Consider the following 14,185-nt stretch of genomic DNA (forward strand, 5'->3'; position numbering starts at 1 on the left):
CATAGCGGCCCAGATTGCGATCGGGGATGAACAGCACGTGGTGCTGCGGCAACTCGGACACGATCTTCACGGCGTTCGACGAGGTCACGCACACGTCGCTCCACGACTTGATCTCCACGGTGGAGTTGACGTAGCAGGCAACCGCCAGGTCGTCTCCGTATTCCGCGCGCGCCGCCTCGACCGTCGCCCGCTCCACCATGTGCGCCATGGGGCAGTCGGCGAGCGGCTCGGGCAGCAGGACCGTCTTGGCGGGGTTGAGCAGCTTCACGCTCTCGCCCATGAACTCCACGCCGCACAACACGATGACCTGCTGGGGGAGCGAGACGGCGAGCTTTGCGAGGTAGAACGAATCGCCCACGTAATCCGCTGCAGCCTGCACCGCGGGGTCCACATAGTAGTGCGCCAGGATCACCGCGTCGCGCTCCTGCTTCAGCCGAGCGATGCGCTCGCAGATTTCCAAGGTTTTTTGCTGGGTCATACGTTCCCTCTTCCCTGCGGCGCGCCGCGGCACAGCGCGCCCGTTTATGTTGGGGAAAGTATGGCACCAGTCTTTACAGCTGACAAGACAGGTGACGCGGCTCACAAAGAATACGGGCGGGCGTCCCTAGTACGGCGCGGCGGCGGGTTTGAGCCGCTGGAGATAATGCCACATGCGGCGCTTGTCCTCGGGATTTCCCAACGCGGCCTCGAAGCCGTCGAGCGGCAGCACGCGACGGCCCAGCACCGGCGCGATGCGCCCGGGCGTGAGCATGGCGGTATCGAAATCCTCGATCGCCGCCAGCGCGTCGGCGTACGCCTCGCGCATGAGGCCGATCGCCGTGGTGTCCAGCAGGATCACCGCCTCGGGATCGAGCGCCTCGAGCGCCTCGCGGAACAGCTCCACCGGAAGCACGCCGTCGCCGCCGCGGGCGGCATCCGCCGTCGGCTCGGACCCGGGGCTCGGGACGGCGGCCAGGCCGCAGAAGTCCTCGGGCGCGAAACCCTGGCGGGACAGCGCCGCGCGCAGGCCGTCGCCATCGCGGCCGGACAGCAGCTCGGCGCCGGCGCGCTCGCCCTCGTTGAGCTCGCCCTTCACCAGCACGACGGACGAATAGCCGTTGCCCGCCATCCATACGCCGCGCGCCGCGAGGGCGTCGAGCTCCTCGCGCGCCTGCGCCGCGAGCGCGGCCTTCCTCTGAGAACCCGATACGGTCATGCGCGTCACCCCATCGCCAACGGTTGCCAACGCCCATCATTCTACCCGCGCCTCCGTGACAATGTCACCAACCCCGGTGCAACGCCCCGCGCATCTTGGGTATAACGCTCTTCGAGAAGACAAGCCACCGCGGCGGCGCAGCGGCCGCCCTGTTCAAACGGAGGATCCCATGGCACACGTAACCGAGGTCACCATGGCCAATTTCAATAGCCTGCTCGACGAAGAGCTTCCCGTGCTCGTCGATTTCTGGGCGCCCTGGTGCGGCCCCTGCCGCACCCTCTCCCCCATCGTCGACGAAGTCGCCGGCGAGCTCGATGGCAAGCTCAAGGTTGCCAAGTGCAACGTAGACGAGAACCAGGATCTCGCCATGAAGTACGGGGTCATGTCCATCCCCACGCTCGTCATGCTCAAGGGCGGGCAGGAGATCGCCCGTACCGTGGGCGCCATGCCCAAGGCCAAGCTCCTCGCCGAGCTCGAAAGCCACCTATAAGATTTCCCGCCGCGCAGCCGCGCGGTGCACGGTATCCGCCTTCCCTCCACCCCGGCGCCTCCCTTCGGGCCCGGGGTTTTTCATGTCCGCACGACGCCGCGGGCGGCCCACCGTACCCGATGCTCCACCCCGCCGCTCGCAAGAGGGGTACACTTACGCTCATCTGAACCCGACAACCAAGGAGGCGCCATGCACGACGTGGGCATGAACACGAGTCAGCTCGAAGCAAGCGTGAAGCAGGTGGACGAGGCGATCGAGCTCGCCTGCACGTGGAGCCGCCGGTTGCTCGACGCGGTCGACGCCTACGGCATGGAGCGCATCGGCGGCAAGCTCGAAGACGCCGCGCGCGCTCTGAACGAGGCCCGCGCCGGCCTGCAGGGATACGAGGACGCCATCGAGGCCGACCACAACGCCGTCGGCACCGTGAAGCTGGTGTAGCGCCATGGCCCCGAACAACTCCGGCTCCAGCGAGCTCACCCGCTTCTCCATAGCCGTGCCCGAAGACCTGCTACGCGCATTCGATGCGCAGATCGCGCGGCGCGGCGACGCGGCCAACCGCTCCGAAGCCATCCGCGACCTCATCCGAGCCTCCCTCGTCAAAGAGGACGAGCGCACGCCCGACGCCGAGGTGATCGGTTCGCTCACGATGATCTACGACCACCATACCGGCGACCTCACGCGCCGCCTCGATGAGGTGCAGCACGACTACGCCCCCGAGATCGTCTCGACCATGCACGTGCACCTCGACCACCACAACTGCCTCGAGATCTTGGCCCTCAAAGGCCGTGGCGAGCGCGTGTACGAGCTCGCCGACCGCCTCCTCGGCCTGCGCGGCGTCCATCACGGCGAGCTCACCTGCGCCGCCACGGACCAGAGCCTCGACCTGTAGCGCCCGCCCCGCAATCCCATCGAGCACGCGCCGCATCCGCGCGTGAACCCGCGCGCCCGCGACGCGCAGCCAAGACGGGCGCGCCGCCGCATGCGCCGCAGCTAGGAGCAGTCATGCCTCACGTGCACATCCATGTAACCGGCATCGTCCAAGGCGTGGGCATGCGCCCGTTCGTCTATCGAGAAGCGGTCGCGCGCGATATCGCGGGCTGGGTGCGCAACGCCGGGGACGGCGTGCACATCGAGGCGCAGGGCACCGCCGACGCCCTCGCGTCATTCACCCGCGCGCTGCGCGCCCATGCGCCCGCCGCCGCCCGCATCGAGAACGTGGAGGTCTCCGCCCTCGATGGGATGTCCGCCGAAACGCGGTGCGCCGCGACGGGCGGGCACGGCTTCTCCATCCTCGCATCCACCGTGGAGACGCAGCGCTCCACCCTCGTCTCGCCGGACATCGCCATCTGCGACGACTGCTTGAACGAGCTGTTCGACGAGCGCGACAGGCGCTTCCACTACCCCTTCATCAACTGCACCAACTGCGGACCGCGATTCACGATCACGCGGGCGCTGCCCTACGACCGCGCCGCGACCTCCATGGCGCCGTTTCCCCTGTGCACCGTCTGCGCCGCCGAGTACGCGAACCCCGCCGACCGCCGCTTCCACGCGCAGCCCGACGCATGCTTCGCCTGCGGTCCGCACCTTACCTGGCGCGAAGCGGGCAAAACCGACACGTTGCTCGGCAGCGACCGCGCAGCGAGCGATGCCATCATCGAGCGCTGCTGCGACCTGCTCGCCGACGGGCGCGTCGTGGCCATCAAGGGGCTCGGCGGCTTCCACCTGGCCTGCAACGCCGCAGACGACGAGGCCGTGCGCGCCCTGCGCCTGCGCAAACGTCGGCCGCGCAAGCCGTTCGCCATCATGGTCGCGCACCTCGACGGCGCGCGACGACTCTGCCGCGTCGACGATGCAGCCGCGAGGCTGCTCGGCGCACCCGCACGCCCCATCGTCCTGCTGCCCCGCGCGCCCATCGCCGACTCGCGCGCCGCGCTCGCGCCCTCAATCGCTCCCGGCCTGCCCGAACTGGGCGTCATGCTTCCCTGCACCCCGCTGCAGCAGCTCCTGCTCGCCGCCTGCCATCGACGCGGCATCGATGCGCTCGTCATGACAAGCGGCAACGCGGGCTCCGAGCCCATCGAGATCGACGACGAATCGGCCTGGGAGCATCTGGTCTCCACGGGCATGGCCGACGCCCTCATGGGCAATGACCGCGCCGTCCTCGTCCGCGCCGACGACTCCGTGGCACGCGCCCGCGCCGACGGCCCCCTGCTCGTGCGCCGTGCCCGCGGATACGCCCCGCTGCCCCTGCCGCTCGCCGCCCCCGATGCCGCCTTCGCAGGCGCACCGGCTCCGCTGCCGGCCATCCTCGCCTGCGGCGGCCAGCAGAAAGCGGTCCTCGCGCTCACCCGCGAACGCCCCGACGGGACTGCCGCGTGCTTCCTCTCCCCGCACATCGGCAACGTGGACGGCTGCGGCGCGCTCGACGCCTGGCACGGAGCTCGGATGCATCTGGAGGAGCTCTTCGACCTGCGCCCGCGAGCGCTCGCATGCGACCTGCATCCCAGCTATTCCGCCAGCCAGTGGGCTCGCGAGCAGTCTCGCGCGACGGGAGCGCCCCTGGTGGAGGTGCAGCACCATCACGCTCATATAGCCGCGGTGCTAGCCGAGCACCCAGACGTGGTACGCGCGGTCGGACTCGCCTTCGACGGAACGGGCGCGGGCACCGACGGCGCCATCTGGGGCGGCGAGGTCCTCCTCGCCACGACCGACGGCTACGCCCGCATGGGATCGCTCGCCCCCTGGCGCCTACCCGGCGGGGCCGCCGCCGTGCGCGACCCGCGCCGCAACGCGGTCGCGCTGCTCCACGCCCACGGCCTGCTCGATCATCCCGGAGCCGCCGGCCTCCTCGATCGCCTTGGCCCCGATGCGTACGCCGTCATCCTCCGCATGGTGGAACGAAGCGTCAACAGCCCCCTCACCTCCAGCGCGGGCCGCCTGCTCGACGCCGTCTCGGCACTGCTCGGCATCTGCGAGGATGCCACCTACGAGGGCGAGCCCGCCTGCGCGCTCGAAGCGGCCGCCTGGCGCGCTTGGCGCTCCGACGCCGCAGCGCATCCCCTCGACCTGCCGCCGTTTGGGCTCGCGTGGCATACGGCGCGCGCGGACACAGGCAGCACCCGCCGCAATCAAATCATCGTTGGAGAGCGCCCTGTATCGACACGCCTGGTACTCGACCCGGCACCGACCCTGCGCGGACTGCTCGATGCACGCGCAGCGGGCGCGGACGTCGACATCCTCGCCCTGGCCTTCCACCGGGCGCTCGCCCATGCGGCCTGCGAGGCGGCACGCCAGGTTGGTGGTCGAACGCGGGTGCGCGACGTCGCCCTAGGCGGCGGGGTCTTCATGAACCGACTCATCCTGGACGCCGTATGCACCGGCCTCGCGGCTCGCAACCTCACCGCGCTTGTCCCGCACGCCGCCCCCGTCAACGACGGCGGCCTCGCCTACGGGCAGGCTGCGGTCGCGCGGGCGCGCCTCGCCAGCGGCCCATGTGAACCCTTGTCATAGCTCCCCTCGAGCAGACGGACTAGCATCGGGCACGTTCATGCAACCACGCCGCCCGTGCCGACGGCGCCCGTCTCGATTGGTGGTCTTATGTGTCTGGCAGTTCCCGGTAAGGTCGTGCGCGTACAAGCCGGGGAGAACGCCGTCGTCGACACCCTCGGCGTTCGGCGCGACGTCTCGCTACGGCTGGTTCCCGCCGCGCGCGAAGGCGATTACGTCCTCGTCCACGCGGGCTTCGCCATCCAGGTGATCGAACCCGATCAAGCCGAAGAGACCCTGCAGCTCCTACGCGACCTGTCCGGCTTCCTGGGCGAACACGAACCCGAAGCACCAGCGCCGACGGGTTTCGGCGCATGAGCGGCATCGACCCCGGCGCCCACCGCGACCCCGTCCTCGCCCGCCGGCTCATCGACGCCATCGGCCGGCTCGCCGAAGACCGGGCCATCACCCTCATGGAGGTCTGCGGTACCCACACGATGAATATCGGCCGCTACGGGTTCCGCTCCGTCATGCCCCCGGGCGTGCGCCTGCTCTCCGGACCGGGCTGCCCGGTCTGCGTCACCCCGAACCACGACCTCGACAACGCCATCGCCCTCGCGCGGGTCGATGGCGTCACGCTCGCCACCTTCGGCGACCTGATGCGCGTCCCCGGGTCCAGCACCACGCTCGCGCGCTGCAAGGCAGACGGCTGCGATGTGCGCGTCGTCTACTCGCCGCTCGACGCCCTCGCGCTCGCCCGCTCCCTTCCGCATCGCCAGGTGGCGTTCGCGGCCGTGGGCTTCGAAACCACCGCACCAGCCGTCGCCGCCACCATTCTTCGGGCCCGCGAGCGCGGACTCGAGAACTTCTCGGTCCTCTGCTCCCACAAGACGACGCCTCCCGCGCTCCGCGCGATCGCCCGCGATCCCGACACGCGCATCGACGGCTTCATCCTGCCCGGCCATGTCGCCGCCATCACCGGCATCGATCCGTTCGGCTTCCTACCGCGCGAGTTCCACACGCCGGGCGTCGTCACCGGATTCGAGCCGGTCGATATCTTGGAGGGCATCGCGACGCTCATCCGCATGGTGGCGGCCGAAGCGCCCGCCATCGAGAACGCCTACCGCCGCGTCGTCGCACCCCGGGGCAACCCCGTGGCGCGCCAACTGGTCGACCAGGTCTTCGAGCCCGTCGACGCGGTCTGGCGCGGACTGGGCACCGTCTCCGCCTCGGGCCTGCGCATCCGATCGGCCTACGCCGACCTCGACGCGCAGCAGCGATTCGACATCGAAGCGGAACCCGCGCGCACCGCTCCCGGCTGCCGCTGCGGCGACGTGCTGCGCGGCGCGATTCCCCCCGGCTCCTGCCCCCTCTTCGGCCGCTCCTGCACGCCGGAGCACCCCATCGGTCCCTGCATGGTCTCCAGCGAGGGCAGCTGCGCCGCCGCCCACCGCTTCCGTGAGCCATAGGAGCCGAAACCCGGCGGCGCCCGATGCGCGCCCATCACAGCTCTTGGGCGGTTCAGCCGTACCGCCCGATACGCCGCCCCCTTCGAAAGGAGCCACCCATGTCCCACGCACCCCGCGGCGGCACCGTGCCCCGCACCGTCCAGCTCGGCCACGGGTCGGGCGGCCGGCTGATGAAGCGTCTTATCGATGAGGTCTTTCTTGCCGAATTCGATGCACCCGAGCTCCATGCGGGCGACGATGCCGGCGTGGCGCCGTTCGCCTGCACCGGGCGCATCGCGATGTCGACCGACAGCTTCGTGGTCGCGCCCGCGTTCTTCCCCGGCGGCAACATCGGCCGCCTGGCCGTTTGCGGCACCGTCAACGACGTCGCGACCTCGGGAGCGCGCGTGCGCTACCTTTCCTGCGGCTTCATCCTAGAGGAGGGATTTCCCCTCGACGATCTGCGCGCCATCGCGCACGCCATGATGCAGACCGCGCGCGAGGCCGGCGTCCGCATCGTCACCGGCGACACCAAGGTCGTCGAGCGCGGCGGCGCCGACGGCATCTACATCAACACCGCCGGCGTCGGCGAGGTCCCCGCTGGAGTCGAGCTCTCGGGCTCGCGCTGCCGCCCCGGCGACCTCGTCTTAGTCAGCGGCACCCTGGGCGACCACGGCATCGCCGTCGTGAGCCAGCGCGTGGGACTCGCCTTCTCGGCTCCCGTCGAATCCGACGCGGCGCCGCTCAACCGCCTCGTGGCCGACGTGCTCGCCGCCGCACCGCATACGCGCTGTTTCCGCGATCCCACGCGCGGCGGCCTCGCGAGCACGCTCAACGAGTTCGCCGAAGCATCGTGCGTCGATATCGTCGTCGACGAAGACGCCCTGCCCGTACGGCCGGCCGTGCGCGGCGCCTGCGACCTACTTGGCTACGACGTGCTGCACGTTGCAAACGAAGGCAAGATGGTGGCCGTGGTCCCCGCGCGCGAAGCCGAGGCCGCGCTGGCCGCCATGCGCACCAACCGCTACGGCGAGCACGCGGCCATCATCGGCGAAGTCCGCGAGGCGGGAACGGGGTCGACCGGCTCCGCCCGCGCCGGGCGCCCCCTGGTTCGCGTCCGATGCAGCTGGGGCGCGACGCGAATCCTCGACACGCTCGTGGGACCGCAGCTTCCTCGTATCTGCTAGCCCCTCGGCAGGCGCGCTAGACGTACCTGAAAAACGCGGGGGCGCCTTCCCAGGCGGACCTCCAGTCCAACCCGGGAAGGCGCCCCCCGCCCCTTGGCCCCGCCATCCTTCCGATGTGCCCCTACGCCGCATCCGCGTCGATGGCCAGCCGGTTCATACCGCGGTTGAACGCGAACGAGAACACCGCAACGACGGCTCCCGCGATCACGCTGTCCGCGATACGCCAGAACGCCGCCCCACCCATGCCGAACATCGTCTGGCCCAGCAACATGGCGCCCATCGTGTTGAACGCCTGGGTCCAATGGTACTTGCCCGAAAGTCCGCAGCACATGCCAATCACCATGCCGAACACGGCCTGGATCAGCGGCGGAGCCGCCGGGTAAACCACGCAGAACAGGCCGACGCCCACTGCGCTGAAGCCAACGCGCCACCAGATGCGGTCGCGCACGCCCGTGCCGTGCGGGGTCAGCAGGCTCGACCCCACGAGGCCCATCCACATCAAGCGCTTCACGCCCAACACGTCGCCTGCGAAAAACGCCAGCGAGATACCCAGCGCCGCGCGGATGTGATAGCGCGTCTTCTCGTTGCGCAGCGAGACCTCGCGCAGCGCCGTTCCGATCGTCCTATACCGGAACTCGGCGCCCGCGGCGCAGGCTTCCTGCGCCTCGGCCGTGCGGTTGCGACAGCGCCAGTACACCCCGGCGCACAGCGCGAACCCCAGCGCCATGGTCGCCAGCCGCGCGGGAACCTGTGCCGGCTCCACGGGCGCATCGTAGGCGGCGCCAACCATGAGCGCGTACCCGAAGCCGTAGGTTCCGCCGTTGCCGAAGCGCGGATCGTCGACGGCCACCACCATCACCAGCATGAGGCCCAATCCGTTGAGAACCAAGCGGGCGAACGGCCCTGCATGCTGTCCCAGCAGCGGCACGGCCGTGAGAACGGCGAACAGGACCGCCATCGCCGCCAGGTTCTGCTCCGGCGCGTAGTTGAATCCCACGAAGCGCACGCACAGGATGAAGACGAAGATGCCCACGGCGGGAATCGAGCTCTGCGGGCCGAACAGCACCCCGAACGTCGAGATGAACGCAACCGAGCACGCCACGATCAACGCGGCGCGCACCACCAACGCCAGGTTCACGAGCGCGTGGCAACGGCGGCATGCAACCGATGCGCGAAGCGCCTTCAAGTCCCGTACACTGAGCTGCAGCATGGCGTAGAACGTCGGCAGCTCGCCCTCCCTATGGCCTTGATGGGTTGTATCTTGCTTTGTGCACGCATCCTGCCTGCCCTGGGGCATGCTCGCTCCTTTTCGTCATGATGTTGTTGCCAGGCCCCCGCATCATCGGCGCGCGACGCAGCGCGCATCCCGCCGGAGGCACCCGCCTCGGCAGCCGGCCGCATGAATTCGGGTGACACAGTATCGCCAAATTCGCGCATGCCGCCCACCCTTAGAGCTGCAAACGCATCAGAAGTTCAGAACTCCCCTTCGGGCGTTATGATGGAAGGGCGCGCATCCGCGCGACCGTGCGGTGCAGCCACCAGTCGGCGCGGCACCGCCTTATCCACACCGCATGCAACACGCCCCATAGCGGGCAGTAAGGGGCTCCCTTGGCTTTCACGCACGTCATCTTCGATCTAGACGGGACCATCCTCAACACGCTGGACGATCTTGCACAGGCGGGCAACCACACCTGCGAGCTGCACGGCTGGCCCACGTTTTCAACCGACCGTTATCGCTACAAGGTCGGCAACGGTATGCTCAAGCTTGTCGAACGTTTCATGCCCGCCGAATACGCGGGCGATGGGCGCATGTTCGAGGTCGCCCTTGCCGAGTTCCGCGCTTATTACGCCGAACACAGCGAGGACCATACCGCACCGTACCCGGGCATCGAAGCGATGCTCGACGAGCTACGCCGCTCCGGGGTCACGCTGGCCGTGCTCACGAACAAGGACCACGCCGCAGCGACCCCGCTCATCGAGCGCTTCTTCGGCTCCGACCGCTTCGCCCTGGCCCAAGGCCGCATCGACCGCTTCGCGCCCAAGCCCGATCCCGCTATCACGCGCTTCGTTCTGGATCAGCTCGGGGCAGAGCCCGGCAGGGCGCTCTACGTAGGCGATTCGAACGTGGACATCCTTTGCGGCCACAACGCGGGCATGCGGGCCGCAGGCGTCTCCTGGGGATTCCGGGGGCGCGACGAGCTCGCAGCCGCGAATGCCGACTACATCGTCGATACGCCCGAAGAGCTTATCCGCATCGTGCTCGATCGCGCGTAGTCCCGCACCGCGCTCACAAGAAAACGGCGCCGCGGCGCCGTTTTCCTTTTCGCCATCGTTTAGACCGCGCTGTCCGCGTTAGCCCTTAAGGGCGTCCATCAGCTCGGTGGCTGCGCTCTCATCGGCGCGCCACTCACCGTCCTCGCCCTTTGCATAGACGAGGTCGAGCGTCTTCTTTTCGGGCTCGGCTTTCGCGACGACGTCCATGAGCGTCTCGCCGCCCAGCTTGTACAGGTCGTCTTGCGTCATACCGTTCAGATCCAAGGAGTTCACCTTGTCGGTAAACGCCGTTTTGAAATCGGCCAGGATCTTCGCCATCGACTTGCAGCTCATCGACACCCTGGCCGTAGCCGTGCCGGCCTCTTCGTCCACATCGACCGCATCGATCGAATAGGAATAGCCATCGGTGTATGCCTGGGCAAACGCCTTCGCGTCAACGCCCAGGGCGTCCAGCTCCTGCCCCATATTCGCCGCGATGGCATCCGTCGACGCCGCCGCGTCCTCGCCGATCAGCTCGAGCTCGCTCGCAACGTCATCGCGAATGAGCTCGTCCACCGACGGACCGACGCCGCAGCCAGCCAAACCCGCCAGGCTTCCCGTAAGCACGAGCGCCGCGACGGCGGCGGTGACGATCCTTTTCATGCAAGCCTCCTCGCGCACCTGCTGAAACCCGGGCATCCTTAGGCGCGGGCGCCGTACTGCTCGTAATACGCGTCGATGGCGGCCTTGAGCGCGTCGTCGATCACCACGCGGCCCGCCACCTCACGGTTGTACAGGTGCTCGGTCACCTCGGCCATCGACACGATGCTCGCCACGGGGAAGCCGTACTTCGCCTCGATCTCCTTCTGGGCGGTGGTCACGCCGCCCTTGCCCACCTCCATGCGGTTCAGGGAGACGATAAGGCCCTTCACCTCGACATCCGCCGCGTTCATAAGCTTGGGATACGTCTCATCGATGGATTTGCCGGAGGTGGTCACGTCCTCGACCATCACCACGCGGTCGCCGTCCTTGAGCTCGTAGCCCAGCATGCCGCCCTTATCCGCACCGTGGTCCTTGACCTCCTTGCGGTCGGAGCAGTAGCGCACCTCCTTGCCGTACAGCTTATGCATGGCGATGGCGGTCACCACGGACAGCGGGATGCCCTTGTACGCGGGACCGAAGACGACATCGAAGTCCAGGCCGAAGTTATCGTGGATGGCGCGAGCGTAGTACTCGCCCAGTCGCATGAGCTGCTCGCCCGTCACATAGGCCCCCGCGTTCATGAAGAACGGGGACTTGCGGCCGCTCTTCAGCGTGAAATCGCCAAACTTCAGCACGTCGGACTCGACCATGAACTCGATAAACTCCTGCTTGTAAGCCTCCACGGGGCTCCCCTTTCGACGAAAGTGCATTCCGCATAAGTGTAATGCATGAACGTGTCCGCGGCGAGACGCGGCTACGCCCCGAACCTTCCCAGGAACGCGCGCGTACGCTCGTGCCTCGGAGCCCCCATAACCTGCTCGGCAGGGCCCTCCTCCACGATCACGCCGCCATCCATGAATATCACGCGGTCGGCCACCTCGCGCGCGAACGCCATCTCGTGCGTCACCACGACCATCGTCGTATCCTCGGCCGCCAGCTGCTTCAGAACGCGCAGGACCTCGCCAGTGAGCTCTGGATCGAGCGCCGATGTCGGCTCGTCGAAATACAGCGCGCGCGGATTGAGCGCTAAGGCACGGGCGATGCTCGCACGCTGCTGCTGGCCGCCCGAAAGCTGACAGGGAACTTTCTCCTCGCAGCCTTCGAGCCCCATCTTGCACAGCAGCTCATGAGCCTGGCACTCCACTTCGGCACGCCCGCGCCTCTGCACCACCAACGGCGCGTCCATGACGTTCTGCATCACCGTCATGTGCGGAAATAAGTTGAAATTCTGAAACACCAGGCCGAATTGCTCGCGCGCCCGCGCAAGCTCCCGCTTATCCGCATACACCGCCGGAGCTTCAGGGTCGTCGCCATCCGGACGCGCCACGACGATCTCCGACCCGTCTTTTGCGCTATAGGACAACGCGCCGCCGTCGAGGCGCTCCAACAGCGTCAGGCACCGCAGGAGCGTCGACTTGCCACCACCAGAAGGACCGATGATCGCCACCACCTCCCCGGGCAGCACCTCGAGCGAGATATCCTTCAACACCTGCGAGCCGCCAAAGGCCTTACGAGCATTTGAAAGCCGAACTACGGGACGCATCTCCGTTTGGATGTCGTTAGTCATGGTAGTAGTCCATCTTCTTCTCCGCGCGGCCCACAACGAACTCGACCGCCATGTTGAATACCCAGTACATCGCCGCCGCCATCGCGAACGGCATCATGCTGCGCTGCGACGCCACCAGGGCCTTCGCCGTAGAGAACATCTCGGCCACCCCGATCGCGAACGCCAGGGAGGTGTCCTTTACCAACGTGATCACCTCGTTGCCCATCGCGGGAAGAATGCGTTTAGCAACCTGCGGCATAACGATGCGAGTAAACGTCTGGCCACGGGAATAGCCAAGCACCTCGGCCGCTTCGTATTGCCCCCGGGGAATCGATTGCAGGCCCGAACGATAGATTTCCGCGAAATACGCAGCGTAGTTGATAATGAACGCGATAATACAAGCCTGCCACTTCGACGCCGGCGATAACTGGATTCCGAAGACATAGTACGGAGCGAAGTACACCGCGAACATCTGGAGCATGAGCGGAGTACCGCGCATCAGCGAGATATACGCGCGCGCCAGCCAGGAGAGCGGACGGAAGCGAGACACTCGCGCAAGCGCGATCGGGATACCAAGGGGAATCGCGCCCACAAGCGTCCATAGGAAGATCTGGACGCTGATCATAAAGCCGTCGCAGAGCATTTCAGCCATCGTTGCTATTGCCATACCGGGGACCTCTCTCAAAAACCCTCATCGAAAAGCGGGCAAAGACAAATAGTGCCCTCGGCGCTCATCGGCCGAGGGCGAACATGCTATCGAACAGGCACGTTATTTGATCTGCCAGTTCTCGTAGCTCACGCCGTAGACTGCGTACTTATCGCACAGCTTCTGGACGAAACCGTCCTGCGTCATATCACGCAGCGTATCGGTCACCTGCTGTGCGCGCTGCTCATCGCCTTTCTTAAAACCGACAGCGTAGTGTTCGGTTGAAAGGGCCTCATCAAGCTGCAAGAAAGCATCCTTGCCCGCAAGCTGGTATTGAGCGATGGAAAGATCGCACGCAACCGCGTCGACGGCTCCAGCCTCAAGCTGCATGAACGCAGTATTGTACTCACCGATGGTCTCTAGCGAGGCAAAGCTGGCAGCAAGGTCGGATCGGTCATCAGCAAGAACGGCCTCCGCAGCGGAATCAGCCTGCGTGATGACGGTTTTACCTGCAAGGTCATCGAGGCTCTCGATACCGCTGTCTGCACGCACGACAACCACCTGGGCATTCAGCATATACGGCTCGGAGAAGGTGTAGTCATCCTCGCGGCCCTCCATCGTGAAGCCATTCCAGATGCAGTCGATGGCGCCAGAATTAAGCAATGTGTCTTTTGCATCCCAATCGATGGGCTCGAGCTTCAGTTCCCAGCCGTAACGGTTGGCAAGCTCGCCTGCGAGCTCCAAATCGAAACCGGTATACTCGCCATCGTCTCCAACAAAGCCATACGGAGGATATGCCTGATCAAAGCCGACGGTAAACACGCCATCATCACTGACCGTGACCCCAGAGTTCGAGCCTTGCGAAGCAGCGCCTCCCGGATTGCCCCCACAGCCGATAAGCCCCAACGAACCAGCCACTACCACGCTCGCAACAGCAGCTGTAATAAACGACCTTCTATTCATAATTACATCCTCCCGATTCAAGCACACGCTTCAATATCACGCATAATAGACGATCTTGCAGCGTCTACTTTACTTGAGTGGAGTGTCCGAATCAAGGACTACTTCAGGTGAATCTGGCATATCGATGATTTAACAAAAGAAGGCACGTGCAGGCGGCAACGAGGCGACCGCGATACGCAACGGACCACTCGCGCCCCCTTAAACGAAGGAAGGGGCCCTCCCTCGCGGGAGGACCCCTTCCATGCACCGAAGTGCCGTCCACCGGTCAG

The 14,185-nt window shown here is 66.6% G+C and carries 16 protein-coding genes; 8 read left to right on the forward strand and 8 right to left on the reverse strand.

The window, feature by feature from the left end:
• Both I2E26_RS06015 and I2E26_RS06020 read right to left on the reverse strand, forming a co-directional pair.
• On the reverse strand, positions 1-478 hold a 478-nt coding region (locus I2E26_RS06015; RefSeq protein WP_195420005.1), incomplete at its 3' end, for a quinolinate synthase NadA.
• A gap of 126 nt (positions 479-604) precedes the next feature.
• Positions 605-1,225, reverse strand: a complete 621-nt coding sequence (locus tag I2E26_RS06020; RefSeq protein WP_370551456.1) for a hypothetical protein — start codon at positions 1,223-1,225, stop codon at positions 605-607.
• Between the two features lie 139 nt (positions 1,226-1,364).
• On the opposite strand from I2E26_RS06020, the gene trxA reads away from it, so the two are divergent.
• From trxA to hypE, 7 genes are all read left to right on the forward strand, one after another.
• Positions 1,365-1,685, forward strand: a complete 321-nt coding sequence (gene trxA, locus I2E26_RS06025; protein WP_195420006.1) for a thioredoxin — start codon at positions 1,365-1,367, stop codon at positions 1,683-1,685.
• 189 nt (positions 1,686-1,874) lie between these two features.
• Positions 1,875-2,123: a hypothetical protein gene (locus I2E26_RS06030; RefSeq protein ID WP_195420007.1), complete on the forward strand. Its 249-nt coding sequence runs from the start codon at positions 1,875-1,877 to the stop codon at positions 2,121-2,123.
• 4 nt (positions 2,124-2,127) lie between these two features.
• Positions 2,128-2,574: a nickel-responsive transcriptional regulator NikR gene (nikR, locus tag I2E26_RS06035; protein WP_195420008.1), complete on the forward strand. Its 447-nt coding sequence runs from the start codon at positions 2,128-2,130 to the stop codon at positions 2,572-2,574.
• A gap of 113 nt (positions 2,575-2,687) precedes the next feature.
• The gene (hypF, locus tag I2E26_RS06040; protein WP_195420009.1) at positions 2,688-5,195 is read left to right on the forward strand and encodes a carbamoyltransferase HypF; all 2,508 of its coding nucleotides are present in this window, start codon (positions 2,688-2,690) and stop codon (positions 5,193-5,195) included.
• A gap of 87 nt (positions 5,196-5,282) precedes the next feature.
• The gene (locus I2E26_RS06045) at positions 5,283-5,549 is read left to right on the forward strand and encodes a HypC/HybG/HupF family hydrogenase formation chaperone (RefSeq protein WP_195420010.1); all 267 of its coding nucleotides are present in this window, start codon (positions 5,283-5,285) and stop codon (positions 5,547-5,549) included.
• On the forward strand, positions 5,546-6,640 hold the full coding sequence (gene hypD / locus I2E26_RS06050; RefSeq protein WP_195420011.1) for a hydrogenase formation protein HypD: 1,095 nt from the start codon (positions 5,546-5,548) through the stop codon (positions 6,638-6,640). The genes I2E26_RS06045 and hypD overlap by 4 nt, the downstream gene beginning before the upstream one ends.
• Before the next feature lie 98 nt (positions 6,641-6,738).
• Entirely contained in the window at positions 6,739-7,806 is a 1,068-nt protein-coding gene (hypE, locus tag I2E26_RS06055; protein ID WP_195420012.1) for a hydrogenase expression/formation protein HypE, read from the forward strand.
• A 121-nt stretch (positions 7,807-7,927) separates the two neighbouring features.
• On the opposite strand, the gene I2E26_RS06060 is transcribed toward hypE, so the two are convergent.
• Positions 7,928-9,103: an FUSC family protein gene (locus I2E26_RS06060; protein ID WP_195420013.1), complete on the reverse strand. Its 1,176-nt coding sequence runs from the start codon at positions 9,101-9,103 to the stop codon at positions 7,928-7,930.
• A 311-nt stretch (positions 9,104-9,414) separates the two neighbouring features.
• Between I2E26_RS06060 and I2E26_RS06065 the strand changes: the two genes are divergently transcribed.
• Positions 9,415-10,080: an HAD family hydrolase gene (locus I2E26_RS06065; protein WP_195420014.1), complete on the forward strand. Its 666-nt coding sequence runs from the start codon at positions 9,415-9,417 to the stop codon at positions 10,078-10,080.
• Positions 10,081-10,158: 78 nt separating this feature from the next.
• Here the strand turns inward: I2E26_RS06065 and I2E26_RS06070 are convergent, their stop codons facing one another.
• The 5 genes from I2E26_RS06070 to I2E26_RS06090 all read right to left on the reverse strand — a co-directional run bounded on the left by I2E26_RS06070 (position 10,159) and on the right by I2E26_RS06090 (position 13,916).
• Positions 10,159-10,722 (reverse strand): hypothetical protein, encoded by a 564-nt coding sequence (locus I2E26_RS06070; RefSeq protein ID WP_195420015.1) that lies wholly within the window; start codon positions 10,720-10,722, stop codon positions 10,159-10,161.
• Positions 10,723-10,760: 38 nt separating this feature from the next.
• Positions 10,761-11,444 carry an orotate phosphoribosyltransferase gene (pyrE, locus tag I2E26_RS06075; RefSeq protein ID WP_195420016.1) on the reverse strand — a complete coding sequence of 228 codons (684 nt, stop codon included), beginning with the start codon at positions 11,442-11,444 and terminating at the stop codon, positions 10,761-10,763.
• A 71-nt stretch (positions 11,445-11,515) separates the two neighbouring features.
• Positions 11,516-12,304 carry an amino acid ABC transporter ATP-binding protein gene (locus tag I2E26_RS06080; protein ID WP_195420019.1) on the reverse strand — a complete coding sequence of 263 codons (789 nt, stop codon included), beginning with the start codon at positions 12,302-12,304 and terminating at the stop codon, positions 11,516-11,518.
• A 16-nt stretch (positions 12,305-12,320) separates the two neighbouring features.
• A complete protein-coding gene (locus I2E26_RS06085) occupies positions 12,321-12,974 on the reverse strand; it encodes an amino acid ABC transporter permease (protein ID WP_195420017.1) in 654 nt (217 codons plus the stop codon).
• Between the two features lie 102 nt (positions 12,975-13,076).
• Positions 13,077-13,916 (reverse strand): transporter substrate-binding domain-containing protein, encoded by an 840-nt coding sequence (locus I2E26_RS06090; protein ID WP_195420018.1) that lies wholly within the window; start codon positions 13,914-13,916, stop codon positions 13,077-13,079.
• Positions 13,917-14,185: the final 269 nt, after the last annotated feature.

Origin of the sequence: Collinsella sp. D33t1_170424_A12 (assembly GCF_015554865.1) — a bacterium.
Taxonomy (GTDB): Bacteria; Actinomycetota; Coriobacteriia; order Coriobacteriales; family Coriobacteriaceae; genus Collinsella.